The 23,646-nt window shown below is 68.9% G+C and carries 23 protein-coding genes; 6 read left to right on the plus strand and 17 right to left on the minus strand.

Annotated features, from left to right (window positions below; genetic code table 11):
• The first annotated feature begins 177 nt into the window (after positions 1 to 177).
• On the plus strand, positions 178 to 1,443 hold the full coding sequence (locus M0L44_RS15820) for a hypothetical protein (protein WP_252770779.1): 1,266 nt from the start codon (positions 178 to 180) through the stop codon (positions 1,441 to 1,443).
• Positions 1,444 to 1,485: 42 nt separating this feature from the next.
• Here M0L44_RS15820 and M0L44_RS15825 read toward each other — a convergent pair whose 3' ends face one another.
• From M0L44_RS15825 to M0L44_RS15840, 4 genes are all read right to left on the minus strand, one after another.
• The gene (locus tag M0L44_RS15825; protein ID WP_354004135.1) at positions 1,486 to 2,547 is read right to left on the minus strand and encodes an ABC transporter substrate-binding protein; all 1,062 of its coding nucleotides are present in this window, start codon (positions 2,545 to 2,547) and stop codon (positions 1,486 to 1,488) included.
• Between the two features lie 96 nt (positions 2,548 to 2,643).
• Entirely contained in the window at positions 2,644 to 3,495 is an 852-nt protein-coding gene (locus M0L44_RS15830; protein ID WP_252770780.1) for an SDR family oxidoreductase, read from the minus strand.
• Positions 3,496 to 3,607: 112 nt separating this feature from the next.
• Positions 3,608 to 4,399, minus strand: coding sequence for an ABC transporter permease (locus M0L44_RS15835; protein WP_252770781.1), 792 nt, complete (start codon positions 4,397 to 4,399; stop codon positions 3,608 to 3,610).
• Positions 4,392 to 5,183 (minus strand): ABC transporter ATP-binding protein, encoded by a 792-nt coding sequence (locus M0L44_RS15840; RefSeq protein ID WP_252770782.1) that lies wholly within the window; start codon positions 5,181 to 5,183, stop codon positions 4,392 to 4,394. The genes M0L44_RS15835 and M0L44_RS15840 overlap by 8 nt, the downstream gene beginning before the upstream one ends.
• A gap of 40 nt (positions 5,184 to 5,223) precedes the next feature.
• On the opposite strand from M0L44_RS15840, the gene M0L44_RS15845 reads away from it, so the two are divergent.
• Positions 5,224 to 6,078 carry an AraC family transcriptional regulator gene (locus tag M0L44_RS15845; protein WP_252770783.1) on the plus strand — a complete coding sequence of 285 codons (855 nt, stop codon included), beginning with the start codon at positions 5,224 to 5,226 and terminating at the stop codon, positions 6,076 to 6,078.
• A 42-nt stretch (positions 6,079 to 6,120) separates the two neighbouring features.
• On the opposite strand, the gene M0L44_RS15850 is transcribed toward M0L44_RS15845, so the two are convergent.
• Positions 6,121 to 7,038: a LysR family transcriptional regulator ArgP gene (locus M0L44_RS15850; protein WP_252770784.1), complete on the minus strand. Its 918-nt coding sequence runs from the start codon at positions 7,036 to 7,038 to the stop codon at positions 6,121 to 6,123.
• Between the two features lie 109 nt (positions 7,039 to 7,147).
• On the opposite strand from M0L44_RS15850, the gene M0L44_RS15855 reads away from it, so the two are divergent.
• The 3 genes from M0L44_RS15855 (at position 7,148) to M0L44_RS15865 (ending at position 9,994) form a co-directional block, all read left to right on the plus strand.
• The gene (locus M0L44_RS15855) at positions 7,148 to 7,825 is read left to right on the plus strand and encodes a LysE/ArgO family amino acid transporter (RefSeq protein ID WP_252770785.1); all 678 of its coding nucleotides are present in this window, start codon (positions 7,148 to 7,150) and stop codon (positions 7,823 to 7,825) included.
• A 52-nt stretch (positions 7,826 to 7,877) separates the two neighbouring features.
• A complete protein-coding gene (locus M0L44_RS15860; RefSeq protein WP_252770786.1) occupies positions 7,878 to 8,834 on the plus strand; it encodes a DMT family transporter in 957 nt (318 codons plus the stop codon).
• A 122-nt stretch (positions 8,835 to 8,956) separates the two neighbouring features.
• Positions 8,957 to 9,994, plus strand: a complete 1,038-nt coding sequence (locus tag M0L44_RS15865) for a GGDEF domain-containing response regulator (RefSeq protein WP_252770787.1) — start codon at positions 8,957 to 8,959, stop codon at positions 9,992 to 9,994.
• A gap of 5 nt (positions 9,995 to 9,999) precedes the next feature.
• On the opposite strand, the gene M0L44_RS15870 is transcribed toward M0L44_RS15865, so the two are convergent.
• The 8 genes from M0L44_RS15870 to queE all read right to left on the minus strand — a co-directional run bounded on the left by M0L44_RS15870 (position 10,000) and on the right by queE (position 18,688).
• A complete protein-coding gene (locus M0L44_RS15870) occupies positions 10,000 to 10,422 on the minus strand; it encodes a type IV pilin protein (RefSeq protein ID WP_290429063.1) in 423 nt (140 codons plus the stop codon).
• Positions 10,423 to 10,427: 5 nt separating this feature from the next.
• Entirely contained in the window at positions 10,428 to 14,765 is a 4,338-nt protein-coding gene (locus M0L44_RS15880) for a pilus assembly protein (protein WP_252770788.1), read from the minus strand.
• 22 nt (positions 14,766 to 14,787) lie between these two features.
• Complete coding sequence (locus M0L44_RS15885) at positions 14,788 to 15,318, minus strand: pilus assembly PilX family protein (RefSeq protein WP_252770789.1); 531 nt, start codon at positions 15,316 to 15,318, stop codon at positions 14,788 to 14,790.
• Positions 15,318 to 16,376, minus strand: coding sequence for a PilW family protein (locus M0L44_RS15890; RefSeq protein ID WP_252770790.1), 1,059 nt, complete (start codon positions 16,374 to 16,376; stop codon positions 15,318 to 15,320). The genes M0L44_RS15885 and M0L44_RS15890 overlap by 1 nt, the downstream gene beginning before the upstream one ends.
• On the minus strand, positions 16,373 to 16,858 hold the full coding sequence (pilV, locus tag M0L44_RS15895; protein WP_252770791.1) for a type IV pilus modification protein PilV: 486 nt from the start codon (positions 16,856 to 16,858) through the stop codon (positions 16,373 to 16,375). Before pilV ends, M0L44_RS15890 begins: the two co-directional genes overlap by 4 nt.
• 25 nt (positions 16,859 to 16,883) lie before the next feature.
• Entirely contained in the window at positions 16,884 to 17,519 is a 636-nt protein-coding gene (locus M0L44_RS15900; RefSeq protein WP_256490306.1) for a GspH/FimT family pseudopilin, read from the minus strand.
• Positions 17,520 to 17,649: 130 nt separating this feature from the next.
• The gene (locus M0L44_RS15905; protein ID WP_022982332.1) at positions 17,650 to 18,012 is read right to left on the minus strand and encodes a 6-pyruvoyl trahydropterin synthase family protein; all 363 of its coding nucleotides are present in this window, start codon (positions 18,010 to 18,012) and stop codon (positions 17,650 to 17,652) included.
• A gap of 34 nt (positions 18,013 to 18,046) precedes the next feature.
• Positions 18,047 to 18,688, minus strand: coding sequence for a 7-carboxy-7-deazaguanine synthase (queE, locus tag M0L44_RS15910; protein WP_252770793.1), 642 nt, complete (start codon positions 18,686 to 18,688; stop codon positions 18,047 to 18,049).
• 221 nt (positions 18,689 to 18,909) lie between these two features.
• Between queE and M0L44_RS15915 the strand changes: the two genes are divergently transcribed.
• Complete coding sequence (locus M0L44_RS15915) at positions 18,910 to 19,812, plus strand: hypothetical protein (protein ID WP_252770794.1); 903 nt, start codon at positions 18,910 to 18,912, stop codon at positions 19,810 to 19,812.
• Positions 19,813 to 19,839: 27 nt separating this feature from the next.
• Here the strand turns inward: M0L44_RS15915 and M0L44_RS15920 are convergent, their stop codons facing one another.
• The 4 genes from M0L44_RS15920 to glcE form a co-directional block, all read right to left on the minus strand.
• Entirely contained in the window at positions 19,840 to 20,460 is a 621-nt protein-coding gene (locus M0L44_RS15920) for a glutathione S-transferase family protein (protein ID WP_252770795.1), read from the minus strand.
• 78 nt (positions 20,461 to 20,538) lie between these two features.
• Positions 20,539 to 21,828: a glycolate oxidase subunit GlcF gene (glcF, locus tag M0L44_RS15925; protein ID WP_252770796.1), complete on the minus strand. Its 1,290-nt coding sequence runs from the start codon at positions 21,826 to 21,828 to the stop codon at positions 20,539 to 20,541.
• 6 nt (positions 21,829 to 21,834) lie between these two features.
• Positions 21,835 to 22,509 (minus strand): class I SAM-dependent methyltransferase, encoded by a 675-nt coding sequence (locus M0L44_RS15930; RefSeq protein WP_252770797.1) that lies wholly within the window; start codon positions 22,507 to 22,509, stop codon positions 21,835 to 21,837.
• Between the two features lie 12 nt (positions 22,510 to 22,521).
• Positions 22,522 to 23,646, minus strand: coding sequence for a glycolate oxidase subunit GlcE (gene glcE, locus M0L44_RS15935; protein ID WP_252770798.1), 1,125 nt, complete (start codon positions 23,644 to 23,646; stop codon positions 22,522 to 22,524).

Consider the following 23,646-nt stretch of genomic DNA (forward strand, 5'->3'; position numbering starts at 1 on the left):
GTAAGTTGATGTATTTGAGGTAAGCAAATACCTCCCTCAGGATACCGGGGCGTCTGGAGCATTTGCAGGCGAGTCGTCTGGCTGTGCCTGGGGCTGCGGGAAGCAGTGCTCGGCGGCAGCCAGGCCACCGTATCGCCCACCGTTGCTGGGGCGACCACTGTTGACCTGGAGCCTTCCATGACCCTCCGCCCGGCCGGATCCTCCCTCCGGCAATGCCTGCAGCGGCTTGCTGCCCTCTGTCTGCTGCCTCTGGGCCTGTCCGCCCAGGCCCAGGGTGTTGAGACCCTGGTGACCAATGCGGCCATCGTCGACTTCGAGTTCGACTGGGGCCGCGATGGCCTGAACTGCCCCACCTGCAACCAGGGCGCCGGCAACGCCCGGCTGGCCTGGACCGATGGCCGGCTCAACCTCTGGGTGGCCAATGTGGATTACGCCACCGGCGCCTTCGTGCCCGCCAGCGGACGCGGGGTGAAGGTGGACACCAACACCGCCCTGGTCACCACCTACGGCAACGGCCCGGAATGGGCCTTCTCGGCCCTGGGCTCTCAGCTCGTCTACACCAAGTACCTGCCCGATCAGCCCCCGAGCGATGCCACGGCCGGCATCGGCGTGGCCACCCTGGTGAACGGGCTCTGGACCCCCGAGATGCTCGACGACAGCCTGCAGCGCATCTCGCCGATCGCCACGCTGGACCAGAGCAACCCCGCAGCAATGGTCCAGTACCAGGACGTCACCAAGACCCAGACCTTCTGGCGCCTGATGGCCGATGGCACGGTGGAACATCCGATCGCCGTCCAGGGCTACTCGGCCGGCGCACGCCGCTGGGTGCCCGGCACCGGCAAGGTCATCCTGACCGGCAAGGCGCCCTCGGGCTACAACCAGGTCTTCCTGTTCGACACCGACTCCGGCCAGGCACAGCAGCTGACCAATGAGAACGGCAACGTGAGCGGCGCCATGATGTGGCAGGCCCCGGAGTACAACAACGAGTACGTCTTCTTCGCTGTGCTCAACGGCAAGATGCTGGTGGTCTACCGTCAACTGCCGGATGCCAGCGGGCTGCCCGCCTGGCAGGTGATTCAGCGCAGCACGCTGCCGACGGGCTTCCCCTACGTCTGGTCGCCTGAGTACTTCGTGCACAACGGGCGCTCGTACATCTTCTTCCAGATGAACAAGACCAGCATCGCCTCCAACATGAGCAAACCCTCCCAGATCGGGATGGTGGGCATCCTGCCGGACAACAGCACCCTGGTGAACCTCACGCCCGACACCACGACCTCGCGGGTGCGGATGGACCCCGAGTACTACATCACCGCCCAGGGTCCGTTCATCTACTACAACCGCTACCAGCTGGCGACCAGCGACACGGGCCCCGTGCCCGACGGGGTGTGGCGGGTGGACACCCAGCTGGGGCCGCCGGTCATCGGCAGCTCGCTCAGTCGCTGAGCCAGCTGCTGCCGAGCCGGCCGACCACGGCGAAGCGCGACCTCAGGGGGCCTTCGGGCTCCCTGAGGGCTTCTGCAGCAGGCGCTTCTTCTCGTCCAACCCCAGGCCGTGGTTGACGAACTGGAAGGTGGCCACCTTGGACAGGTCCACCTCGCCGGGCTGATAGAGACCGGCGCGGACCATCTTGTCGTAGAAGTCGCGGATGCGCTCGGGCTTCATCGCACCAATGCCCCGGGTGAGGCTGTCGCCGCTGTCCACGATGCCCAGCGACTTCATCAGCGCCACCGACTGATCGATGGTGGCCGGGTCCATCTCGGGGTTGTCCTTGAGGATCAGCGCGTCGGCGGCCCGGCGGTCGCCGTACAGATAGTGCACCCAGCCCAGGATGGAGGCCTCGACGAAGCGCTTGACCAGGTCGGGCTTCTTCTGCACCGTCTCGACGCGGGTCTCGATCGTGGTGCTGTAGGTGCTGTAGCCATGGTCGGCCAGCAGGAAGGTCAGCGGCGTGAAGCCGCCCTGCTTCTGGATGCTGATGGGCTCCTCCACCGCATAGCCCTGCTGGATGCTCTTGGCGTTCGCCAGGAAGGGGCCGAGGTTGTAGTTGTAGGGCCGCAGCTGCTCATCCTTGAAACCCTGCTCGGCCTTGAGCCAGGCCCACCAGGAGAACTGCGCGTCCTTGGCGATGTAGGCCACCGGCGCCTTCTTCAGGTCGGCAAAGGTCTTGTAGCCCTGGCCGGGATGGGCCATCAGGGCCTGCGGGTCCTTCTGGAACAGGCTGGCCACCGTGATGACCGGCACGCCGTTCTTCACGTTGTCGAAGCTGTGCAGCAGGTTGCCGGTCATCAGGAAGTCGATCTTGCCGGCCGGCAGCAGCGGCCGGTTGTTGACCTGCGGCCCGCCCTGGCGGATCTCCACCGCCAGGCCGTAGCGGGCGTAGGTGCCGTCCGCCAGGGCCTGGTAGAAGCCACCGTGCGCGGCCTGGGCCTTCCAGTTGGTGGCAAACACCACCTTGTCCTGCGCCGCCACCGGGCCGGCCGCCAGGCCGCCGGCCAGGGCCGTGGCCAGCAGCAGAACGGTGTGGGCACGCCTTCGCGTCATCGTCATCGCGGCATCCTTCAGAGGGTCCTGATGGCGCCGCATGGTAGCGGCAGCCGCAGGCCAGCGCCGGGGCAGGGCCTTGCCCGCGGCCTGGCCGCGATCTCAGTGCGTCCAGTCCTCGCTGTGCTGCCACAGCGTGCGGGCCAGGGCCTCGTCCCGACCGGCCGGACTGGGTTGGGCGGGCGCGCCATCGCTCCAGTACAGGCCGCTCTGCCCCGCCAGGGCCGGCGCGGTGGCGCACAGCAAAGGCGTGCGGGCGCCCTCCTCCACCGTGACCATGCGGCGCAGCCAGTGGAACAGCGGGCGCAGCGGCGCAGGCAGGGTGCGCCAGATGTCCGAAGCCACCACCCCCGGGTGGACGGCATAGGTGCTGATGCCCGTGCCGACCAGCCGCCGCGCCAGCTCGGCGCTGAACAGCAGATTGGCCAGCTTGGACACACCGTACTCCGCAATGCCGGTGGCCGTGCGCGTGGGCTGGCGCAGCTGCGCAAACGGGATGCCGTCCACCCGCCGGTGCGCGCGGCTGGACAGGGTGACGATGCGGGCCGGCCCGCCGAGCTGCAGTGCCGGCAACAGGCGCTGGGTCAACAGGAAGTGCCCCATGTGGTTCACGCCGAAAGCCATCTCGAAGCCCGAACGGGTGAGCCCCCGCGCGCCGGCCAGGCCGGCGTTGTTGACCAGCAGGTGCAGTGGCAGACCCAGGTCCAGAAAGCGCTGCGCGCAGTCGCCCACCGAGGCGAAGTCCCCCAGCTCCAGCGGCAGCCAGGTGGCGGACCGGGCCCCCGGCAAGGCATCGATCTCGGCCTGCACCTCGGCCGTGCGCTCGGCGCTGCGGCAGGCCAGGAAGACGCGGGCGCCCTGGCGGGCCAGCTCGCGGGCGATCACCCGGCCGATGCCGGTGTTGGCGCCGGTGACCAGGGCCACCTGGCCAGCCAGGGGAAGGGAGTCGGGCATGGTGTTCATCGTGGCCCGCAGGCTAGCCCGGCCAGATGACAGCTCATCCGGGTTCAGACCGCTGTCGGGTTTCGCCGGAGTCACCGTGGGTATCGCGCCGTGTCCGGCGGGCTCAGCCCCGCTCGCTGTCGTGCCAGCGCCGCAGCAGCAGGCGCCCCAGCGCCTCGAAGCCCAGGTGGATCAGCACACCGGTGGCGGCCACCAGCACCAGGGCCGCGAACATCTTTGGGATCTCGGTGCGGAAGGCTGCCTCCAGGATGCGCGAGGCCAGACCGGTGTTGCGACCGGCCGCACCGGCGGTGAACTCGGCCGCCACCGCGCCGATCAGGCTCAGACCACCGGCGATCTTCAGCCCGGTGAGAAAGTACGGCAGTGCCGAGGGGATGAGCAGGAAGCGCAGGGTCTGCCAGCGGCTGGCGCCATACAGACGGAACAGCTCGCGCAGGCCCGCATCGGCGCTGCGCAGGCCGGCCAGGGTGTTGGCCAGCAGCGGGAAGAAAGCCACGATCCAGGCGCAGACCAGCACGGTGGCCTCGGCGCTGTCGGTGAGGATCATGATCAGCGGGGCCACCGCGATCACCGGCGTGACCTGCAGCACCACCGCGAAGGGCGTGAGGCTCCATTCCAGCCAGCGCGAGAGCGAGAACAGCGTGGCCAGGCCCACACCGCCCACACAGGCCAGGGCCAGCGCGGTGGCGGTGATGCGCACCGTCACCCACCAGCTGGCCATCAGCGAGCCGAAGTCCTGGTGCAGGGCCTGCAGCACCCGCCAGGGGCCGGGCAGCAGATAGGGCGGAATGTCCCAGAACCACACCGCGCCTTGCCAGGCCGCCAGCGCCAGCAGCACGGCCAGTGTGGGCGCCAGCCAGCGCCCCGGTCCACGCGGTGGCGTGGCCTCAGCCAAGCGCCGGCTCGCCGGCGGCGCGGGCCAGCGACTCGCTCAGGCGGGCGCAGGCCGCAGTGAAGGACTCGCTCTGGCGGAAGGCCGCGGTGCGGTGCGCGGGGCCCTCGACGAGCACCTCGTCGACGATGCGCCCCGGGCGGGCGCTCATCACCAGCACCCGCTGGCTCAGGAACACCGCCTCGTAGACGCTGTGGGTGACGAACACGGCGGTGAAGGCCGGCCGGGCCGCGCCCTCGGGCCGCCACAGGTCCAGCAGCGCCTGGTTCAGGGCAAAGCGGTGGATCTCGTCCAGCGCGGCAAAGGGCTCGTCCAGCAGCAGCAGCGCCGGCTGGGTGACCAGGGCACGGGCGATGGAGGCCCGCATCTTCATGCCGCCCGAGAGTTCGCGCGGCATGGACTGCGCGAAGTCCTGCAGGCCCACCCGGGCCAGCGCGGCCCGCGCCGCCTCGGCCCGCGGCTCGGCGGCCACGCCCTGCAGGCGCAGCGGCAGCTCGACATTGCTCTGCACATCGGCCCAGGGCATCAGCGTGGGTTCCTGGAACACGAAGCCCGTGTCGCGGACCGGCCCGCGCGTGGGCTCGCCGGCGCGCAGCACCTGGCCCGCGCTGATCGGGTCCAACCCGGCCAGCACCCGCAGCAGGGAGCTCTTGCCACAGCCCGAAGGCCCCAGCAGGCTCACGAATTCACCCGGCGCGATCCGCAGGTCCACGCCCTGCAAGGCCTGCAGGCCGGTTTCGTAGCGGCGGTCAACCGCCTTCAGTTCGATCAAGGGAGAAACAGACATCACGGGCGAGACTGTACGCGACATGGGAAGATGGCCGCCGATGCCCACCCTGGAGGTCGTGCCCGACCACTTCCCCCACGCGAGCGATCGCGCCAGCTTTCGCCGCCCGGCCGCGCTGCCCGGCGTGGAGTTGTACCGCGCGCGCATCGTGCGCCACTGCTTCGACCCGCATGCCCATGAGGGCTATGGCCTGGGCGTGATTGAGGCCGGCGCCGAGCGCTTCCGCTACCGGGGCCGCGAACACGAGGCTCCGGCCGGGGCCCTGGTGCTGATGCAGCCCGGCGAGCTGCACACTGGCGCGCCGGCCTGCGCGCAGGGCTGGACCTACCGCATGCTCTACCTCGACGAGGCCGTGCTGCGCCAGCACCTGGGCGAGGACGCGCCGCTGTGGCACTTCCGCACCGCCGTGCACGGGGACGCCGCGCGGGCCCGGCACTTCGGCCGCGGGCTGGGCGCGCTGTGGGCCGCCCAGGAGGAAGGCGATCACCCCGCCCAGGAGGCCGCCCTGGCGCATTGCCTGAGCCTGCTGGCTCCGCTGACCCAGGCCGCGCCGCCGCCCGTCGAACGCGGCGGCTTCGCGCGCCTGCAGGCCCGCCTGCGCGAAGCGCTGGCCCACCCCTGGCGCCTGGCGGAGATGGCGGCCCTGGCCGGCATGAGCCCCAGCCACTTCCAGCGCAGCTTCAGCGCCTGCCACCAGGTCAGCCCCCACCAGTGGCTGATGGCCCAGCGCCTGGCCGAGGCCAAGCGCCTGCTGGCCCAGGGCGAGCCCGCAGCCACCGTGGCGGCGGCCGTCGGCCTGACCGACCAGGCCCATCTGACGCGGCGCTTTGCCGCCATGTACGGCACCACGCCGGCGCGTTACCAGCGCGAGATCGGCCGGCGACCGCTGGCCTGAGGCGCGTGCCGCCGGTTCAGCGCACCGGCTCGGCGCACCGGATCAGCGCACCGGATCAGCGCTGGGCGGCAGCACCGCCGCCGCGGCCTCGCACACCGCGCGGGTCAGCACCGGGGCCACCGGCAGGCCCTGCCGGCATTGCCAGTACAGCGGCACGCCCAGGGCCTGGCCCGGCAGCAGCTCCACCAGATGCCCGGAGTCCAGCCAGGGGCGTACCAGCGGCTCGGGGTTCATGCCCCAGCCCAGGCCGGCCAGACTGGCATCCACAAAGGCCTGGGTGGACGGCAGCCAATGCGTGGCCAGCGCCGGCACCGCGGCCTCGTCGCCCAGCACCCGGGCCACCCATTGCTGCTGGAGCCGGTCCTGGCGGTTGAAGGTCAGGCTGGGCGTCCGGGCCAGGGCCTGGGCATCCACCCCGGCCGGGAACCAGCGCGCCACGAAAGCCGGGCTGGCGGTGGCCCGGTAGACCAGGGTGCCCAGCGGCACGCTGCGGCAGCCCGGCACGGGCTTGTCCAGCGCGGTCACCGCGGCCACCACCTCGCCGCGGCGCAGGCGCTCGGCGGTGTGCTCCTGGTCCTCCAGGCTGATGTCCAGCAGCAGCGCGGCCTCGTCGGCCATGCGGGCGGCCGCGGCCACGAACCAGGTGGCCAGGCTGTCGGCATTGACCGCCACCGGCAGGGTCACCCGGGCCCCGGGTGCAGGGCCCTGGCCGGGCAGGTCGGCGGCCAGCGCACGCTCCAGCAAGGCCACCTGCTCCAGGTGGCGGCACAGGCGGGCGCCGGCCTCGGTGGCACGGGCCGGGGTGTCGCGCACCACCAGCACCTGGCCGGCCCGCTCCTCCAGCAGGCGCACCCGCTGAGACACGGCCGAGGGGGTCAGGTGCAGGGCCCGCGCGGCGCGCTCGAAACTGCCCTCGCGCAGCACGGCGGCCAGGGCTTCGAGCAAGGTGTAGTCGTACATGGTGATGGACCTGGATCAGGGTCCGTGGTGAAGGCGCCTTCAGCCCCGCTTCATCGGCTGAAGCAAGTCTAACTGGCACCCGGTGCGTCCCCCGGGCATGCTGCGCCCCATGCTGTCGAACGCCCTCTCATCCACCCTCGCCCCGGCCCTGCCCCCGACCTCGCTGGGCGCCGCCGCCCTGAACGGACTGGCCCTGTCGCTGGGCCTGATCGTCGCCATCGGCGCCCAGAACGCCTTCGTGCTGCGCCAGGGCCTGCAGCGGGCCCATGTGGGCCCCGTGGTGCTGGCCTGCGTGGCGGCCGATGCCCTGCTGATGGCCGCCGGCGTGGCCGGCCTGGCCGGCCTGATCGGCGAGCACCCCGGGCTGGCCCGCGCCCTGGCCGCCGCCGGCATGGTCTTTCTGCTGGTCTACGGGCTGCGGGCCCTGTGGGCGGCGCGGCGTCCCGGCGCCCTGCAGGCGGGCCAGACCGCGTCGCTGAGCCGGCGCCAGGCCCTGCTGCAGTTGGCCGGCTTCACCCTGCTGAACCCGCATGTCTACCTGGACACCGTGCTGCTGGTGGGGTCGGTGGGGGCCCAGCAGCCCGGCTGGGCCGCGCGCGGCGCCTTCGTGGCCGGAGCGGCCGGCGCCAGCGCGCTGTGGTTCACCACCCTGGGCTACGGTGCCCGCTGGCTGGCCCCGGTCTTCGCCCGCCCGCGCGCCTGGCAGGCCCTGGACGCCCTGATCGGCGTGGTGATGCTGGCCCTGGCCTGGCAGCTCTGGCCGCTGGCCCTGCCGCCGCAGGCCTGAGCAAGACGGTACAAGACCGGCCCGCACAGCCTGCGTAGACTGCGCGCCCATCATGTGGATCGGAACCTTGTTCGCGCTGGCCGCCGGCCTGATGTGGGGCCTGGTGTTCGTGGGGCCGCTGTGGCTGCACGACTACCCGGCCGTGCTGCTGTCCTTCGGCCGCTACCTGGCCTTCGGCCTGATCGCCCTGCCCCTGGCCTGGCTCGACCGCGCCGAGCTGCGGCGGCTGCGGCGCGCCGACTGGCTGGAGGCCGCCAAGCTCTCGCTGGTGGGCAACATCGTCTACTACCTCTTCCTGGCCTCGGCGCTGCAGCGTGCGGGCGGCCCCCTGCCGACCATGATCATCGGCACCCTGCCGGTGGTCATCGCGGTGGTGTCCAACCGCCGCAATGCGCAGCGTGATGGCCTGCTGCCCTGGCGCCGGCTGGCGCCGTCGCTGGTGCTGATCGGCGCCGGCCTGTTGCTGGTCAACCAAGCCGAACTGGCCCGCTTCCAGGCCGACCCGGCGGCCGACCTGGGCCGCTATGCCCTGGGGGCCGCACTGGCCCTGGGTGCCGTGGCGGCCTGGACCTGGTACCCGGTGCGCAACGCCGACTGGCTGCGCGCCCATGCGGACCGCAGCCCGCGCGCCTGGGCCACCGCCCAAGGCCTGGCCACCCTGCCGCTGGCGGCGCTGGGCTATGCCCTGACCTGGGTGTGGTTCGGCCTCAGCCAGCCGGACTGGCCGATGCCACTGGGCCCCCGGCCCCTGCCCTTCGTCGGCGCCATGCTGGCCATCGGCCTGCTGGCCTCCTGGCTGGGCACGCTGTGCTGGAACGAGGCCAGCCAGCGCCTGCCCACCGCCCTGGCCGGCCAGCTGATCGTCTTCGAAACCCTCTCGGCCCTGGCCTACGCCTATGCGCTGCGCCAACAGTTCCCGCCAACCGCCACGCTGGCCGGCGTGGGCTTGCTGGTGGCCGGCGTGGTGTGGGCGCTGCGGGTGCGGCCCGTGCCGGTGCCCGCCCATTGATCGAAGCGATTGACCCAGGTCATCGAGCACGCGCGGCGAGCAGGACCGCGCTCAAGTGAACGAACGTGCCGGCCGATAACGGGGCGTAGCGGGTGTTGGGCCCGCGCCAACCCTGTTGTGCCATGCCTGCTGTCGCTGACATCCGTCTGAAGGTTCTGCTGGTGGATGACCAGTTGTCCCACCGCGCTGCCCTGGGGGCCGAACTGCAGGCCATGGGGCACGATGTGGTGGAGGCCGGCAACGCCGAGGACGCGGTGGCCCTGTTCACCAGCCTGCGCCCGGACGCGGTGCTGATGGATGTCGAGATGCCCGGCCACAACGGCCACTGGGCCGCCCAGCAGATCCGCCGTGCCGAACCCGATGGCTGGACACCCATCCTCTTCCTGTCGGGCCGGGTGTCCGATACCGATCTGGCGGCCGGCATCGAATGCGGTGGCGACGACTACCTGTTCAAGCCGGTCTCACCGGTGGTCCTGGGTGCCAAGCTGCGCGCCATGCAGCGCCTGTGCAGCCTGCACCGGCAGCTGACCACCCTGACCGACCGGCTCAAGGCCAGCAATGCCGACCTGCAGATCCAGTCCCTGCACGACCCGCTGACCAGCCTGACCAACCGCCGCGGTCTGGACATCCGCCTGGACGAGGAGTTGCGCCTGGCCCGGCGCGATCGCCAACCGCTGACGCTGATCCTCTGCGACGTGGACAACTTCAAGTCCTACAACGACACCGCCGGCCACCTGCAGGGCGACCAGTGCCTGGTGCGCATCGCCCAGCTGCTGGGCGAGACCTGCCGGCGCCCACGCGATCTGGCCGCCCGCTTTGGCGGCGAGGAATTCGTGATCCTGATGCCCGGCACCTCGCACTCGGGCGCCATGTTCTATGCCAAGGGCCTGCAGCGCATGGTGCACCAGCTGGCCTTGCCGCATCCAGCTTCCGACGGCAAGACCTGCGTCACCCTCTCCGGCGGCATCACCACCTGCGTGCCCGATGGGACGACCACCATCGAGTCGCTGCTTTCGCGCGCCGACGCGGCGCTCTACACCGCCAAGTCGCTGGGCCGCGACCGCTTCTTCTGCTTCGAGACCCAGGCCGACTCCGCCACCGGCCAGACCGAGTTGGTGAACTACGACCGAGAGAAGGGCAGCACCGCGACGCTGTTCTGATCCGCTCAGCGCCAGCAGTAGGCCACGTCCTTGCTCCCGGTTTCACCCTTGGTCCCGGCCTGGTCGATCGACAGCGTCGCGCAATCACTGTCATTGGCCTGACTGCCCTTGGGTGCGGCATTGATCTTGAAGGTGGACCCGGTGGGCTCCCCCGCTGCAAAGGCATAGCCATAGGTACTGGCCGTGTCGGTGGCACAGGCCAGCGCGGGCAGCGCCGCATCCGTGTAGGACATCTTCGTGGCGCTGTAGCGCTCCATCTGCTGCGCCATCTCAAGCAGACAACCGGCCCCCGCCGCACGCTGGGTGCGGATGATGTGGCTCATGTAGCTGGGGTAGGCCACGGCGGCCAGGATGGCCACCACGGCCACGACGATCATCAGTTCGATCAGGGTGAAACCCCGGCCCGCGCTGCGGCGATTGCATTGCATGGTCTTCAATCTCCCACGATCTCACGCCAGGAGATGCGCCCCTTGAGCGGCGTCACACCCAGGTTCACATCCACCGAGCCAATCTTGCTGTCCGGGTTTTCATTGTCACCCGAGCCGCCCACCACCATGAGATTGCCGATCAGGGTGGCTTTGCCTGGCATGCCGATGCCCAGATTGATCGAACCGATGTAGGCCCCGTCCAGCGTGTCATCGGTGTAGGAGCCGTTGCCATTCACGTTGAGCACACCCACGCTGGTCGCGGCACCATTGAATGCGCCCACCACGTTGAGATAGCCCGTGCCTCCACCCGCACAGGAATCGGTCGAGTTGACGGGGATGATGGAGCTGGCGAACACCACGGGCACCGCCAGGGCATAGTAGGCCGACTCCGTGACAAAGCGCTCACCGGGCTGGGTGGTGCTGTTGAAGTCGATGTACCAGCCCGACTTGCCCGTCATGTCTCCCGAAGTGGCCGCACTGAACGTACGAACGCTCTCACCGCTGAACGTCCCCGTCTCGGAAATGCTTCTCGCCCGCAGGGCCGAGCGATCAGTGATCCGGGTCTCGTCGACCAGCCCATACCAACTCTGCACCGCCTGGCTGGCAGGATCACCCGACTGGAAGTAGGAGCCCGTTCCGAAGAAGACAAACACCTTGCCGTAGTTGGGATCATCCGCCACGGTGTCCTTGGCAACAGCCATGGGCGCCGTGATCGGCTGAAGGTTGTTCGCGCTGTCCTTGGCCACGAACAGCGGATTGCCCGAGTAGGCCACCCCCCAGGCGGTGTCGCTGCTGCTGGAGACGTCGAACTTCCAGACATTGCCCTTCAGGTCACCGGCATAGATGGCATCGACCGTTCCGTTGCCATCGGTGTCGAAGACGGTTGGCGCGGAGAGCCCGTTGTCGCCGCTGGCGCCTGTATCGATCTTCTTGATGCTGCTGAGACTCCCGTCCGCGTCGATGAAGAAGAGATACAGCACCGAGTGCCCGTTGGCGCTGTTGTAGCCGTTGCCGACCAGCAGCGCACTCTTGCCATTGTTCATCTTCACGAACAAGGGGCGACCGATCATGTAGCCCAGGTCGCTGTCACCGGCTGCCGCGGTCTGCCCTGTGGGCGTGTATTCCCAGAGGCTGCTGGCTGTGGAGAAGTTTGCGGGATCGGTCACGTCCAGCGCGAACAGCCCCTTGCCGCCACGGCCCAGCAGTGCAAAGAGGTAGTTGTGGTTGGTGGTCGCCGCACTGCGGCCTGAGACGGTGATGTCTCCATCCACGTAGTAGCGGTGCGCATAACCCACATCTGACAGCGTCTTCAGGTTGGGCATCGCCTCTGCCGGCACGAATGCGAACTGCTCTACCCCAGAGCTGCCGTTGACGGCATGCAACATTCCGTCGTTGCCCCCCACGAACACCGCGTCCAGTTCCTTCACATAGAAGGGGGAGGAATTGACGATGTCACCCACAGGGTAGGTGCCACGGTTTCGCAGCTTGCCGCCGTTGAGCACCTCCTGGCTGCGGTCCCCTCGGACATAGCTGAGCAAGGGCTGGCTGTTACTGAAGTAGCCCTTCTCTGTCGTGTCGAACTGATCCCAGGTAAAGCCGCGGCCACTGCCGTTGTCCGGACTGACCGCTCGCCGCCGATAGAAGATCTTCCGGCTGGCCTGTGACGGCAGCATGGCCCCCTCGTTCCAGGCCGGATGGGCACTGACCCCGCTGCTCGTCACTGGATAGGCGATCAAGTCGCCCGACCAGATGGCCGCGTTGTAGACCCCTTGATAGACCATGGAGCCCGAGTTGATGCTCGTGCTGTTGGTGGTGACATTGCTGGCACTGCTGTTGCGACTGATCAGGTCGGCAAAGGCCTTCTTGAGGGATTCCGCCAGCTTCGCCGGGTTCTGCGCATAGAAGTAGGTATCCGGCACGCCATCACCATCCGCATCCCATTCTTGCTTCAAGCCAGGCTTGCCGTCGCCATCGCTGTCACTGAATCCTCCCCACTTGGCGGCGTACCAGAGCGGATCCTTCAGCAGGGTGGCCGCGGCGGTGGTGCTGGCCGAGAAGGCACGGACACTCGACTTGTTGCTGCCCACGTAGGGCAGCGACTTGCAGGCGTCCGGCGGACTGCTGACATCGCAATCGCCGATGTTCAGGTTGTCGGGCACATTCAGGAAGTACGAGGTCGAATCCGACTCGTCCTCCACCACCAGATAGGGGCCATCCTTGGTGGAGCCGGAAACCACATAGCCCACTGACTGCTTGATGCTGCCGGCCTGGTAGGTGGGGGTGAGCGTGACCTTCAGCGTGTTGTCGGCCTGGGCCGCCACCTCGTACTCGACGATGACGTCCATGTCGTGGTCGGCGCCTTGCTCGGAATCTTCGAAGTTGATGTTGAACTTCGCGTAATAGCGCCCCCCGTTGACCGCGCTGTTGGCATCGGCAGTGCCGGAGTTGGCGATCTGCTCGACGTAGAAGTCGACGATCTGGTTGGTCGGCTGGTAATTGCCCTTGGTGTGCGTGATGCCTGAGCCGTCCACCGACTTGGCAAACGGCACCAGCGTGATCACGCTGCCGTTGGGCAACTTGGCGTCGATGCGTGGCAGGGGCGAGGCCAGCGCCAGCACGAAGGTGTTGGTGGACTGTGTGCCCGTGAGCGACGTGCGCAGATCGGTGTGCTTGCCGAAGTACGCGACGGCCGCCGAGTAGTAGCTGCCTTGCTTGGTCGGCTCCTCGGGCGCCAACCCGCGGATGGAGGACAGGGAGGCCACCGTCTTGGCCGTGGGCACGTTGTCCGAGGTCGAACCCGATTGCCCGATGAAATGCTTGCCCGCAACGTCGGGCTCGTTGGCCGAGATCGTGTTGGCTTCGGTGCTGACGTCCAGACCAGCGAGATCCCCGGAGAAAGAGCCAAACCCGCTGTAGACGCCAGGCAGCTGGTCCGAGTCGAAGGAAACGTTCGTGTCCGACAGGGTCAGGATGTTCGGCTTGGAACACCAGGGCGACTTGGCGGCACTGTTGGTGGCGTCATACGGATCGTCCCACGTCGCGCTGGACAGGCCGACCTCGGCATCCTTGGTGGTGGTGGTGGCGTATGCCGACGTCGCGCTCTTCTTGCCCGAGTAGTAGCGCAGCGCCTCGTACATCATCTCACCGATCGGGTTGCCCCAATCCGGGAACTGCGCCTCGGTCATGGGCCCGCTCTCGTACCATCCGCCCTTGTAGGCTTGATCTGTCCGTCCGTTGTTGAAGTCCCGGATGCGGATGTTGTCGAAGCTGGCCACGATGGGATGAGACGTCTTGAACTCCCCCGTGGTTTTATCAACCTCGTTGCCAATCGCTTTGTCCTTGCCGAAGGAGGACACCACTTTGCGCAGGCGCCCGCCCGACATGTTCTTGTCGTAGCTGCCGGTGATCAGCCCGAACAGGATGGCATCGTTCTCGCCGTACTCGTGCAGGATGCCGATCGGTTTGTAGTGCCCGTTGTCATACTGCTTGCAGCCCGAGCCATGGTAGGTGTCGGAGCACACCGCCACGCGCACGGTGTAGTCGGTCATCGACTTGCCGCCATGGGTGCTGGAGTCCAGCACCGGACGTTCCGTGGAGGCCCAGCCCCAGACCCGCTTGGTCGAGTTCAGCACCACCGAGAGAAGCGGCGGGAGATCGTAGCTGCAGGCGCTCAGGGTGGCGCAGTCGGTGGACTTGTTGCGGGTGAGGTTGCCGAAGAAATGTCGCCGGACCGTGGTCGCTGAATCCTTCTTATCCTTCACTGGCACCGTCAGAGGCGTGTAGTCCGCGATGTCGTAGCCATCGTTGAGCACGCTGGTGTATTCCTTGGCCCAGGAATGTGCATCCTGCGGCACATAGGCACGGCGCAGAATCGTCGAGTTGTCACTGCCGTTTCCGTCCCGGTAGCCGCCGTACAGCACCTTGCGCACCGCGTCCATGCGGCTGGTGGTGGCCCAGTTCAACCAGTTGCCCGACCACTTCCCGGGACACTTGCCCGCGCTGTTCATCGTGCTGGCGGGCGTGAACAGATCGCTGTTGGCGAAGCCGCCGCTGTGGGTGTAGCAGAGCGTCGAATCGAACAGCCCGTAGTAGGTGAAGGTCGGCTTGAAGTGGATGTCCAGTGCGCCGTCACCATCGAGGTCGCTGGCGTCGTTATAGGCCTCGTAGAAGAATCGGTGATCCCGCCCGGCCACCAGCATCACCATGGGCGGCACGGAGGTCTGGACCCCCAGGGGCGTGTCGGGGATCACCACGGCGTGACCGGTCTGCATCAGCCCCAAAAGCGCGACGCTGCAGGTGAGAAGGCGGAAGGTCATCAGTCGACCGGATCGGAGGATGGACATGTTCTGCTCCCGAAGAGGGGGCTCAGTCGGTGGCGTAGACCGACTGCAGCATGATGCTGGCGCGGGTGTCACCCCCCACCACGCGCGCAGTGACCCGGTAGCGCTTGCAGCTCATCGGGTCGGAGGCATTCCCGGGTCGGCACGGAAAGCTCGACCCCAGGTATTCCACGAAGTAGGAGGGAGTGATAGCCACGTCGCCGGTGCCCACGGTCGGTGCATCGGCCCAGGAGGCGAAGGTGCTGTCCTCCCAGCGCGGCGTGTTCGTCGCCACGGGGGGGCTGCACACCATCACCTGGCTGGACACACTCGGCACGGTGTAATTCGCGCACCCGGACGTGGGCATTGGCTTGGCCGCCTCCACCCAGCCCTCGGCTTGCCGCAGGGTGGCCTCAGCCGCCTGAAAGGCCAGACTGCGGTCATAGGTCTGGGTGGACATGCGTTCTTCCTGGGTCACCGTGCGGATGGCCGACAGGCCCAGGATGGTGATGAACACCAGAAGCACCAGGGTGACGATCAGGGACACCCCGCGCTGCGGACTGCGGAAGGATCTCATCAGCGCGTCTCCCGGTTGCGCAGGCCGACCACCGACAGGAGGTGCCGCTCCAGGGTCGTGGCATCGGTGCTTACCTTGTTGGGCGAATGCAGGGTGAGGTCGAGCCGGGCCGACACCACCACCTGAGTGGCACTCGGGCTCCAGTCGGTGACGGAATCGGCGTCCACCCATTCCGATGCAAGCACCGGCGTGGCGCCCGACACATCGGCCGTCAGGTATTGAACCTGGAGGTCTTCCACATCGGGCACGATCTCCTCGGCCACGACCGAGACGCCCCCCCCCGCGGTACTCAGTTGGGTGCGATAGAGCGAGCGCCCCCCATTGGCATTGATGCCGATGTACCAGAGCGAAGAGGCCAGCTTGGCCATGAAGCCACCCGAGGTGAAGGTCTTGTTGGCAAAGCCTCCGCAGCTGGCCGGAACTGGATAGCCGGGATAATCCAGACCCGTGCTGCAGTTCAGAGGTGCGTCGGTGGCGTTGTAGTTCAAGGTCTTGGCACCAGTATCAACGACCCCCACCTGGAACACGGCCGCCGAGCCGGCGTCACAGACGACCACGGGATCCAGTGCCGCGAAGCCGGCCGCCGAAGACAGGGTGAACACCGTTCCGCTCGGGTTGTGTGCGGTCACAATCACGTCGGAAGGGGCGGCTCGGATCACCAACACCGCATCCGTCCCGCTGACGCGCTGACCTGCCGATGTTCCGGTGTCCACCAGACCGGTCGCATCCTGGTCGCCCTCGTAGCCTCGCACGCTGCCTCCGGCCATGTCCGCCCAAACGGGGACGGCGCTGCCGCTGCGAATCACATTGGCCTGGGGCCGTGCGCCACAGCTGTTCTGTCCGGCCTCACGCACATCTCGAGCCATCAACTCGAACGAGGTCCGCGCTGACTCCTGAAGCCGCCCCATGTCTTCGTTGACCCGGTAGGTCTGCAGGTTGGACATCAGGATGTTGACCACGATGCCCACAACCACCAGGCCCAGGGCCATGCCCACCATCAGTTCGACCAGCGTGAAGCCTCGCGCGCGGGGGCTCCCCAGGGATTGCCGCGTGTTCATAGCTTGGTCACCGTCTGAACGATCTGCTTGCCCAGCCCGCCGGCCTTGGTGTCGTCCCACCGGACCTGAACCCGGCACTCACCTTCCGCGGAGCAGTACACGGCACCACAGCTGCTGGAGTCAGGCCCTAGGGCTGCCTTGATGCCCTCGACCCATGCGGTCTGGTTGGCCCCGACCAGGCCACTGGCACTCACGGCATCCGTGCTGCACAGCGCTGGAATCTCATCGTCGGCCTCCAGACTGCCTTCACCGGTGTTGTAGCTCAGCGCCTTGGCATTGGCGACATCCACCCTCATCGCATCAATGATGTAGTAGCTCATCATCACAGCCTGCGTACGCTGGAAGCTGCTGTTGTTGCCCTTCAGCGCACGCAGCTGCAGCCCCACCATGCCGAAAATGCCCAGGCTCAACACCAGCACAGACACAAGCACTTCCAGGATGACGGCACCACCCTGGGATCGCTGGGAGGAAGGGACTCTCATGGAACCTCAAGAAGACTGAATGGTGTCAATCCGGGGCATCGCAACTGCTGGCCACGCCGGTTGACTGCGTCACACTGATCCGACCCGTGCCACTGAGTGCAAGGTCTCGGCTCCGATGGTCATCGTCCAGTGTGGAGGAGGTGCTGCAGACGCGCAGAGTCCCCGTCTGGATGTCACCGTTCATCAGCTTGGCCTGCCCATCCGGCGCATAAGACACGAACTGGTCCACATTCGCACCGCCAACCACGATCAGCCCACCGCTGACAGCCTGCCCATGGGTCAGAACGGTTTCGCCGGTATCCACCACGGCGTCGGTGTCGTCTCGAGTGGTGTCCACAAAGGTGATCCACCCTTGCGACCAGTCCCCGGATGTGGCGCAGGCGCTGCCATCGCTGCTCTTGCAAACAGTGACGCGCTTGCCCTGCCGGATGGCCTGTGACCGGGCTTCGGCCAACGCGGTCTCAAACTCACTGGCCGTGCTGCGCACCTTGTTGGTGGCCATGAGCGACTCGAAACTGGGGGCCGCGAGCATCAGCAGGATGATCAGGACAGCCAGCGAAACCATCAGCTCGATCAGCGTCACCCCTGCTTCACGAGCATGTCGCAGGAGACCGAAGGACAGGGCGGGTTGAGTGCAACGGAGTTTCACGTTGGGGAACATACCGCAAAGTCACTTCATGCCGCGATGCGATCGGACAAACGGCAGCGATCCCGCGACGAACGGCCGCACGGCTCATCCTGGCGGCCACAGGAGCGCCGTGGAGGCGCCCGCCGATGTGGTGCCGGAGGCTTCAGCGCCGCAGTCGGCAGCGGTCGCCGCTGGCCTCGCGGCGCACCTCCACGCAGCTGAGCTTGCCGGCGTAGACCAGCTCCATCGCGCGCCAGATGTAGGCGCACAGGTTCTCCAGCGTGGCCGGCCCCAGCCCTGCGACCTCGTCGAGGAAGCGGTGGTCCAGCTCGCGGCGCAGGGTCTCGATGTTGCGACGCAGGTAGGCCAGGTCCACCACCATGCCGTTGTCGTCGGGTGCGCCGGCCAGGGTGATCTCGGCGATGTAAGTGTGGCCGTGGATGCGCAGGCTGGGCTCCACATCCACCGTGCGGCGCAGGGTGTGGGCGGCTTCGAAATAAAAGGTCTGGCTCAGTTCGTACTGCATGGGTGTTCTTCCGGAAAGGAGGGACGGCGGGCGATCAACGGATGCCCAGCACCTTGTGGGTCTGCACCGACAGGCGCCAGCGCGGATCGGCCAGGCAATGCGCCGTGGCCCAGACGGTGTTCTCGCGCGCGCGCGGGCCATCCATGGCCTGCAGGAAATGGTGCTCGAACGGCAGTTCGGCCAGTTGATCCAGGTCCAGGCCCGGCTGGGGCACGACCACCTTCAGCTCCTGGCCCTGGCGCAGCAGCAGGGTGCTGCCGGCCTTGGGGCTGACGCAGACCCAGTCCAGCCCGGGCGGCGGCAGCACGGTGCCGTTGGTCTCCACCGCGATCTCGAAACCCTGCGCGTGCAGGGCGTCGACCAGCGCGCCATCCACCTGCAGCAGCGGCTCGCCCCCGGTGAGCACCACCAGCCGGCGGTTCGGCCCCGGGGCCGCGGCCGGCCACTGGGCCGCGATCTGCCGGGCCAGCGCCTCGGCCGTGGCGTACTTGCCGCCCAGCGTGCCGTCGGTGCCGACAAAGTCGGTGTCGCAGAACTGGCAAACCGCGCTGGCGCGGTCCTCCTCGCGGCCGCTCCAGAGGTTGCAGCCGGCAAAGCGGCAGAACACCGCCGGGCGCCCGGCATTGGCGCCCTCACCCTGCAGGGTGTAGAAGATTTCCTTGACGCTGTAGGTCATGGCAGAACCGGGTGGCTCGCAAGACAGGCGAGGCCCGGGGCAGAGAGTCGAACGACCTGGGATTGTCCGCCATGTCGGTCCGCCGACGACGGCAGGCGAAGCCGGCCCCCGATGAGGATCACCCGACCCTGACCAGGGCGTCCCTTGTCGGGGTGACGCCAGCGGCCCTGGCCCGGCGCATCATGGCGTCGCACACGGCCTCTTGCCTGCAGGATCGCCCCATGGACACCCTGACCATCATCCCCGCCGCCGCGCTGACCGGTGCCAACCCGCCCACCCTGGGCGAGTACGGTCGCCGCCTGCTGGCCGAAGGCGACTCCTGGTTCACGATCGGCACCCTCAACCCGGTGCGGAGCAGCAACCTGCTGCTGAGCCTGCGGGTCACCCGCTCCACGGCCATCATCAGCTGCGCCTACCCGGGCGACACCCTGGCCCACATGGTGGACCATGTGAACGACCCCTGGTTCGACCGCCTGCTGCGCCACCCCCGCTTTGCGAGCCGCTGGGAGGGCATCCTCCTGTCGGCCGGCGGCAACGACCTGATCGACGCGGCCCAGCAGCGCCCCCGCCACCGCGACGGCCAGCCTGCCGCCTGGGATGAACGCCTGTTGCTCACACCCGACGAAGCCTCGCTGCAGCACCCGGGCGAGACCAGCGCCACACGCTGGATCAGTGAACCCGGCTGGCAGCGGCTGTCGAACTATCTGGTGGCCAACCTGATCGAGCTGGTGGAGCGGCGCGACGAGGGCATGAACCGCGGCGTGCCGCTGATGCTGCACACCTACAGCGCGCCGGTGGTGCGCCCGGCCGGCGTGGCCACGGCCCCGCAGGGCTGGCTGTGGCCGGCCTTCGAGGCTTTCGGTATCCCGGTGGGGGAACGGCAGGCCGTGTCCGATGCGCTGTTTGGCCGGCTGCGCCGTCTCTGGCTCGACACCGGCGCCACCCTGCCCCAGGTGCGGGTGTTCGACAGTGCGGCGGTGCCGCTGAACCCGGCCCAGCCGGGCAGCACCGGCCCCTCGGGCGACTGGGTCAACGAGATCCACCTCACACCCGCCGGCTACGCCAAGCTGGGTGCCGCGATGGGCCCCTGGATGGAGGTCCAGCTGCAGGAAGTCCGGCTGTGACCCGGGGGGGCCGCCGCCAGCGCTGCGTCAGGTTTGCGGGCAGGCGCGGAAGGCCGCCAGCCCCTCGGCCTCGGCCGTGTGGGCCGACAACGCCGGGTGGGCGAGCGCATCGAAGCGGCCCGGCAGCACCAGGTTGGCAAAGCTCCAGGCCACCGCCGCGGTGATGCCGTCCTGCTGGATGTGGGCCGGGCCCACGGCCAGCGGGCGGGCCGTCATCTCGGCCTCCAGCAAGGCAAAGGCCCGCTGGGCCTGTTCGCTGACCCGGTCCAGCCAGGGGCCGTGGCGGTGCTCCGGCGGGCGCAGCTGCATCTCGTAGACGATCTGCACCGTCTTCTCGCAGGCCGCCAGGGCCAGGCCCAGCACCCGCAGGCACCGGCGCGCGGCCACGGGGTCGGCGGGCATCAGCGGCCGGGCCAGCGGTGCGCCGATGATCTGAGACAGGTGGTCCAGGATGAGGCTGGAATCCATCAGCACGGTGCCGTCGTCGGTCACCAGGGTGGGCGCCTTGACCAGCGGGTTGATCGCCTCGAACTCCGCCTTCTGGCGGAACACGGAGATGGAGCGGTGCTCGAAAGGGATGCCCAAAAGCTGCAGTGACACCGCGACGCGGCGCACATAGGGCGAGTCCAGCATGCCGATGAGTTGCATGGCCAGGATCCTGTGCAATAAAGGGCCACCGAGTGTAGGCGGCCCCATGGCCCTTGTCTTGCGCCGGCCTTGCCCCTGTCAGCCCCGGGGACGTTCGTCCAGCGCCTCGTCCAGCACCTCGATCCAGTGGCGCACCGGGCGCTCGCTGGCCGAGGCCAGGTGCTGGATGCAGCCAATGTTGGCCGACACGACCGTTTCGGCCTGCACCGGCGCCAGGGCCTTGAGCTTGCGGTCGCGCAGCGCGGTGGACAGCTCGGGCTGCAGCACCGAGTAGGTGCCGGCCGAGCCGCAGCACAGGTGGCTGTCGACCGGCGCGGTGCGCACGTCGAAGCCCAACGCGGCCAGGTGGGTCTCCACCCCGCCACGCAGCTTCTGCCCATGCTGCAGCGTGCAGGGCGGGTGGTAGGCCAGCGGCACCGGCGGCGCGTCGGCCGGCTCGTTGCGGCGCGCGCGGGCGCGGGCCAGCGGCGGCTGCAGCAGGGGCACCAGGTCGGGCAGCAGCTCGCTGACATCCTTGGTCAGGGCGCTGATGCGGCGGGCCTTCTCGGCGTAGGCCGGGTCGGCCGCCAGGGCCAGGCCGTATTCCTTCACCGACAGGCCGCAGCCGCTGGCGTTCATCACGATGGCCTCGACCTGGCCGGCCTCGGTCAGGCCCTCGACCATGGGCCACCAGGCGTCGATGTTGCGCCGCATGTCGGCCAGGGCGCCGGTGTGGTCGCCCAGGTGATCGCGGATGGCGCCGCAGCAGCCGGCGTCGTCGGCCACCACGGTCTGGATGCCCGCGGCGTCCAGCACCCGGGCGGTGGCGGAGTTGATGTTGGGCATCAGCGTGGGCTGCACGCAGCCCATCAGCATCAGCACCTTGCGCGGGTGGCTTCGGGTGGGCCAGCGGTGGGCGCCCTGGCCCGGCGCCGGGGTGACCTTGGCCTGCAGCTTGGCCGGCAGCAGCGGACGCAGCGCGCGGCCCACGGCAATGGCCGGCGCGAAGGCCGGGGAGGTCAGCCCTTCGCGCAGCAGCCAGCGCACGGCGCGCTGGCCGGCCGGGCGCTGCACCCGCTCGTCCACCACCTGGCGGCCAATCTCGACCAGGCGGCCGTACTGCACACCGCTGGGGCAAGTGCTCTCGCAGTTGCGGCAGGTCAGGCAGCGGTCCAGGTGGGCCTGGGTGGCGGCCGTCACCGGCGCGCCCTCGAGCACCTGCTTCATCAGGTAGATGCGACCGCGCGGGCCGTCGAGCTCGTCGCCCAGCAGCTGGTAGGTGGGACAGGTGGCGGTGCAGAAGCCGCAGTGCACGCACTGACGCAGGATGGCCTCGGCAGCCTCACCGGCCGGCGTGCCGGCGAATTCAGGGGCGAGATGGGTTTGCATGGAGGATCAGCCCCGGGCCTCGGGAGCCCAGGTGTAGCAAAGCAGCCAGTAATAGGTCGTCTCGGTCCACTGGACCGCGCAGGCCTGCGGCCCCAGGACGGCGAGCGCCTCGGCCTGGGTGGGAAAGTTCTTCAGCACCTCGTGCTGGCTGCCATCGGCCAGGCGGCGCAGCTGGTAGGTGTTGCCCTGGGCGTCGCGCCGGTGGATGGGGTGGTTGCTGCCTTCGACATAGCGGTTGTCCATCAGCACCACCCGGGCGCCCGGGCGCAGGCCGCTGTGCAGGGCCGCCAGCCAGTCGTTCAGACGGCCCAGCGGCACATGGGACCACCAGAAGCCGGCGAACGCGGCGTCAAAGGTGGGCGCCGCCCAGGACGCATAGGCATCGCGGCGCTCGAAGTGCACCCGCTCGCCGTCCACCGGCTTGCGGCGTGCCAGCACCAGGGTCTCTTCATTGAGGTCGGTGGCCAGCCAGCGGCTGGCGCGCCGCGCCGCGAACGGGGTCCAGAAGCCGGTGCCGCAGGCCACCTCGACGCCGTCGCGGCCCTCGAAGGCCCCGGGCAGCCAAGCCTGGATCTGCGCGATGTCGACCTGGCGCTCGGGTTTGGCATAGACCGCCTCGTACTCATGCGCCCGCAGGGCGTAGTACTGCGCCAGGTCGGTCTCGGGCGCGGAAGTGGACATCGGGCGCGGCCTTCAGAACGCCGGGTGCAGGCGTTGGCGGTTGAAGATGCCGGCCGGGTCGAAGGCCTGCTTGAGCCGGTGGTGGATGCGCAGCAGCGCGGGCGACAGCGGGCTGAAGACCTCGCCGGTGCGCTCGCCGCCCCACCAGACGGTGGCGTGGCCGCGGGCGTCCTGGGCGGCGGCGCGCACGGTCTCGGCGCTCTCGCGGCTGATCAGCCAGCGGCAACCGCCACCCCACTCGATCAGGATGTCGCCCGGCAGGGCGATCTTGGGCGCGGTGGGGGCCACCGACAGGCGCCAGAGCACCGCACCGTCGGCCACCGCCACACGGGCCGTGCTGAAAAATTCGTCACGCTGGTCGCGCAGATCCGCCCAGAAGCGCGCTGCCAGGGCCGGCTCGATGGGCTCGCCGCCAAGCTTGCGGATGGCGGATTCGACCGCCGCGGCCGCCCCACCCAGGCGCAGCACCAGGGCCCCGTCCCACCAGGCGCTGGCCTGCAGCGGCAGGGGCTGGCCGGCCCAGTCGTTCACCCGCTTGAGGGCGTTGACCTGGTCCAGGTCGAAGCGCAGCGTGGCGGTGGCCGGCGGCACCGGCAGCACCTTGAGCGAGACCTCGCAGATCACGCCCAGCACGCCCATGGAGCCGGCCAGCATGCGCGAGACATCGTAGCCGGCCACGTTCTTCATGACCTGGCCGCCGAAGCTCAGCAGCTCGGCCTGCCCGTTGAGCAGCGTGGCGCCCAGCACGTAGTCGCGCACGCCGCCCAGCGCGGCGCGGGCGGGGCCGGCCAGGCCGGCGGCCACCATGCCGCCCACGGTGCCGCCGCCCGGGCCGCCCCCGGGCGTGTACTCGAAGCGCGGCGGCTCGAAGGGCAGCCACTGGCCCTTCTCGGCCAGTGCGGCCTCCAGTTCGGCCAGCGGGGTGCCGGCGCGCGCGGTCACCACCAGCTCGGTGGGCTCGTAGGACGAGATGCCGCGCAGCTCGCCCAGCGACAGCGGCTCGCCGATCAGCGGACCGCCGTAGAAATCCTTGCTGCCGCTGCCGCGGATGCACAGGGGCTGGCGGCGCTCGGCCGCCTCGCGCACCTGTTCGACCAGGGCGGCCAGCGTGGGGTCTTGGGTCACGGGATCGGCCAC

This window comes from Ideonella oryzae (assembly GCF_024055665.1).
GTDB classification, from domain to species: domain Bacteria; phylum Pseudomonadota; class Gammaproteobacteria; order Burkholderiales; family Burkholderiaceae_C; genus Ideonella; species Ideonella oryzae.

Excerpts from the sequence above, each read along its gene's own strand:
- M0L44_RS15820 (WP_252770779.1), top strand. The coding sequence starts at position 178 with ATGACCCTCCGCCCGGCCGGATCCTCCCTCCGGCAATGCCTGCAGCGG.
- M0L44_RS15825 (WP_354004135.1), bottom strand. The coding sequence starts at position 2,547 with ATGACGATGACGCGAAGGCGTGCCCACACCGTTCTGCTGCTGGCCACG.
- M0L44_RS15830 (WP_252770780.1), bottom strand. The coding sequence starts at position 3,495 with ATGCCCGACTCCCTTCCCCTGGCTGGCCAGGTGGCCCTGGTCACCGGC.
- M0L44_RS15840 (WP_252770782.1), bottom strand. The coding sequence starts at position 5,183 with ATGTCTGTTTCTCCCTTGATCGAACTGAAGGCGGTTGACCGCCGCTAC.
- M0L44_RS15845 (WP_252770783.1), top strand. The coding sequence starts at position 5,224 with ATGCCCACCCTGGAGGTCGTGCCCGACCACTTCCCCCACGCGAGCGAT.
- M0L44_RS15850 (WP_252770784.1), bottom strand. The coding sequence starts at position 7,038 with ATGTACGACTACACCTTGCTCGAAGCCCTGGCCGCCGTGCTGCGCGAG.
- M0L44_RS15855 (WP_252770785.1), top strand. The coding sequence starts at position 7,148 with ATGCTGTCGAACGCCCTCTCATCCACCCTCGCCCCGGCCCTGCCCCCG.
- M0L44_RS15860 (WP_252770786.1), top strand. The coding sequence starts at position 7,878 with ATGTGGATCGGAACCTTGTTCGCGCTGGCCGCCGGCCTGATGTGGGGC.
- M0L44_RS15865 (WP_252770787.1), top strand. The coding sequence starts at position 8,957 with ATGCCTGCTGTCGCTGACATCCGTCTGAAGGTTCTGCTGGTGGATGAC.
- M0L44_RS15870 (WP_290429063.1), bottom strand. The coding sequence starts at position 10,422 with ATGCAATGCAATCGCCGCAGCGCGGGCCGGGGTTTCACCCTGATCGAA.
- M0L44_RS15880 (WP_252770788.1), bottom strand. The coding sequence starts at position 14,765 with ATGTCCATCCTCCGATCCGGTCGACTGATGACCTTCCGCCTTCTCACC.
- M0L44_RS15885 (WP_252770789.1), bottom strand. The coding sequence starts at position 15,318 with ATGAGATCCTTCCGCAGTCCGCAGCGCGGGGTGTCCCTGATCGTCACC.
- M0L44_RS15890 (WP_252770790.1), bottom strand. The coding sequence starts at position 16,376 with ATGAACACGCGGCAATCCCTGGGGAGCCCCCGCGCGCGAGGCTTCACG.
- pilV (WP_252770791.1), bottom strand. The coding sequence starts at position 16,858 with ATGAGAGTCCCTTCCTCCCAGCGATCCCAGGGTGGTGCCGTCATCCTG.
- M0L44_RS15900 (WP_256490306.1), bottom strand. The coding sequence starts at position 17,519 with ATGTTCCCCAACGTGAAACTCCGTTGCACTCAACCCGCCCTGTCCTTC.
- M0L44_RS15905 (WP_022982332.1), bottom strand. The coding sequence starts at position 18,012 with ATGCAGTACGAACTGAGCCAGACCTTTTATTTCGAAGCCGCCCACACC.
- queE (WP_252770793.1), bottom strand. The coding sequence starts at position 18,688 with ATGACCTACAGCGTCAAGGAAATCTTCTACACCCTGCAGGGTGAGGGC.
- M0L44_RS15915 (WP_252770794.1), top strand. The coding sequence starts at position 18,910 with ATGGACACCCTGACCATCATCCCCGCCGCCGCGCTGACCGGTGCCAAC.
- M0L44_RS15920 (WP_252770795.1), bottom strand. The coding sequence starts at position 20,460 with ATGCAACTCATCGGCATGCTGGACTCGCCCTATGTGCGCCGCGTCGCG.
- glcF (WP_252770796.1), bottom strand. The coding sequence starts at position 21,828 with ATGCAAACCCATCTCGCCCCTGAATTCGCCGGCACGCCGGCCGGTGAG.
- M0L44_RS15930 (WP_252770797.1), bottom strand. The coding sequence starts at position 22,509 with ATGTCCACTTCCGCGCCCGAGACCGACCTGGCGCAGTACTACGCCCTG.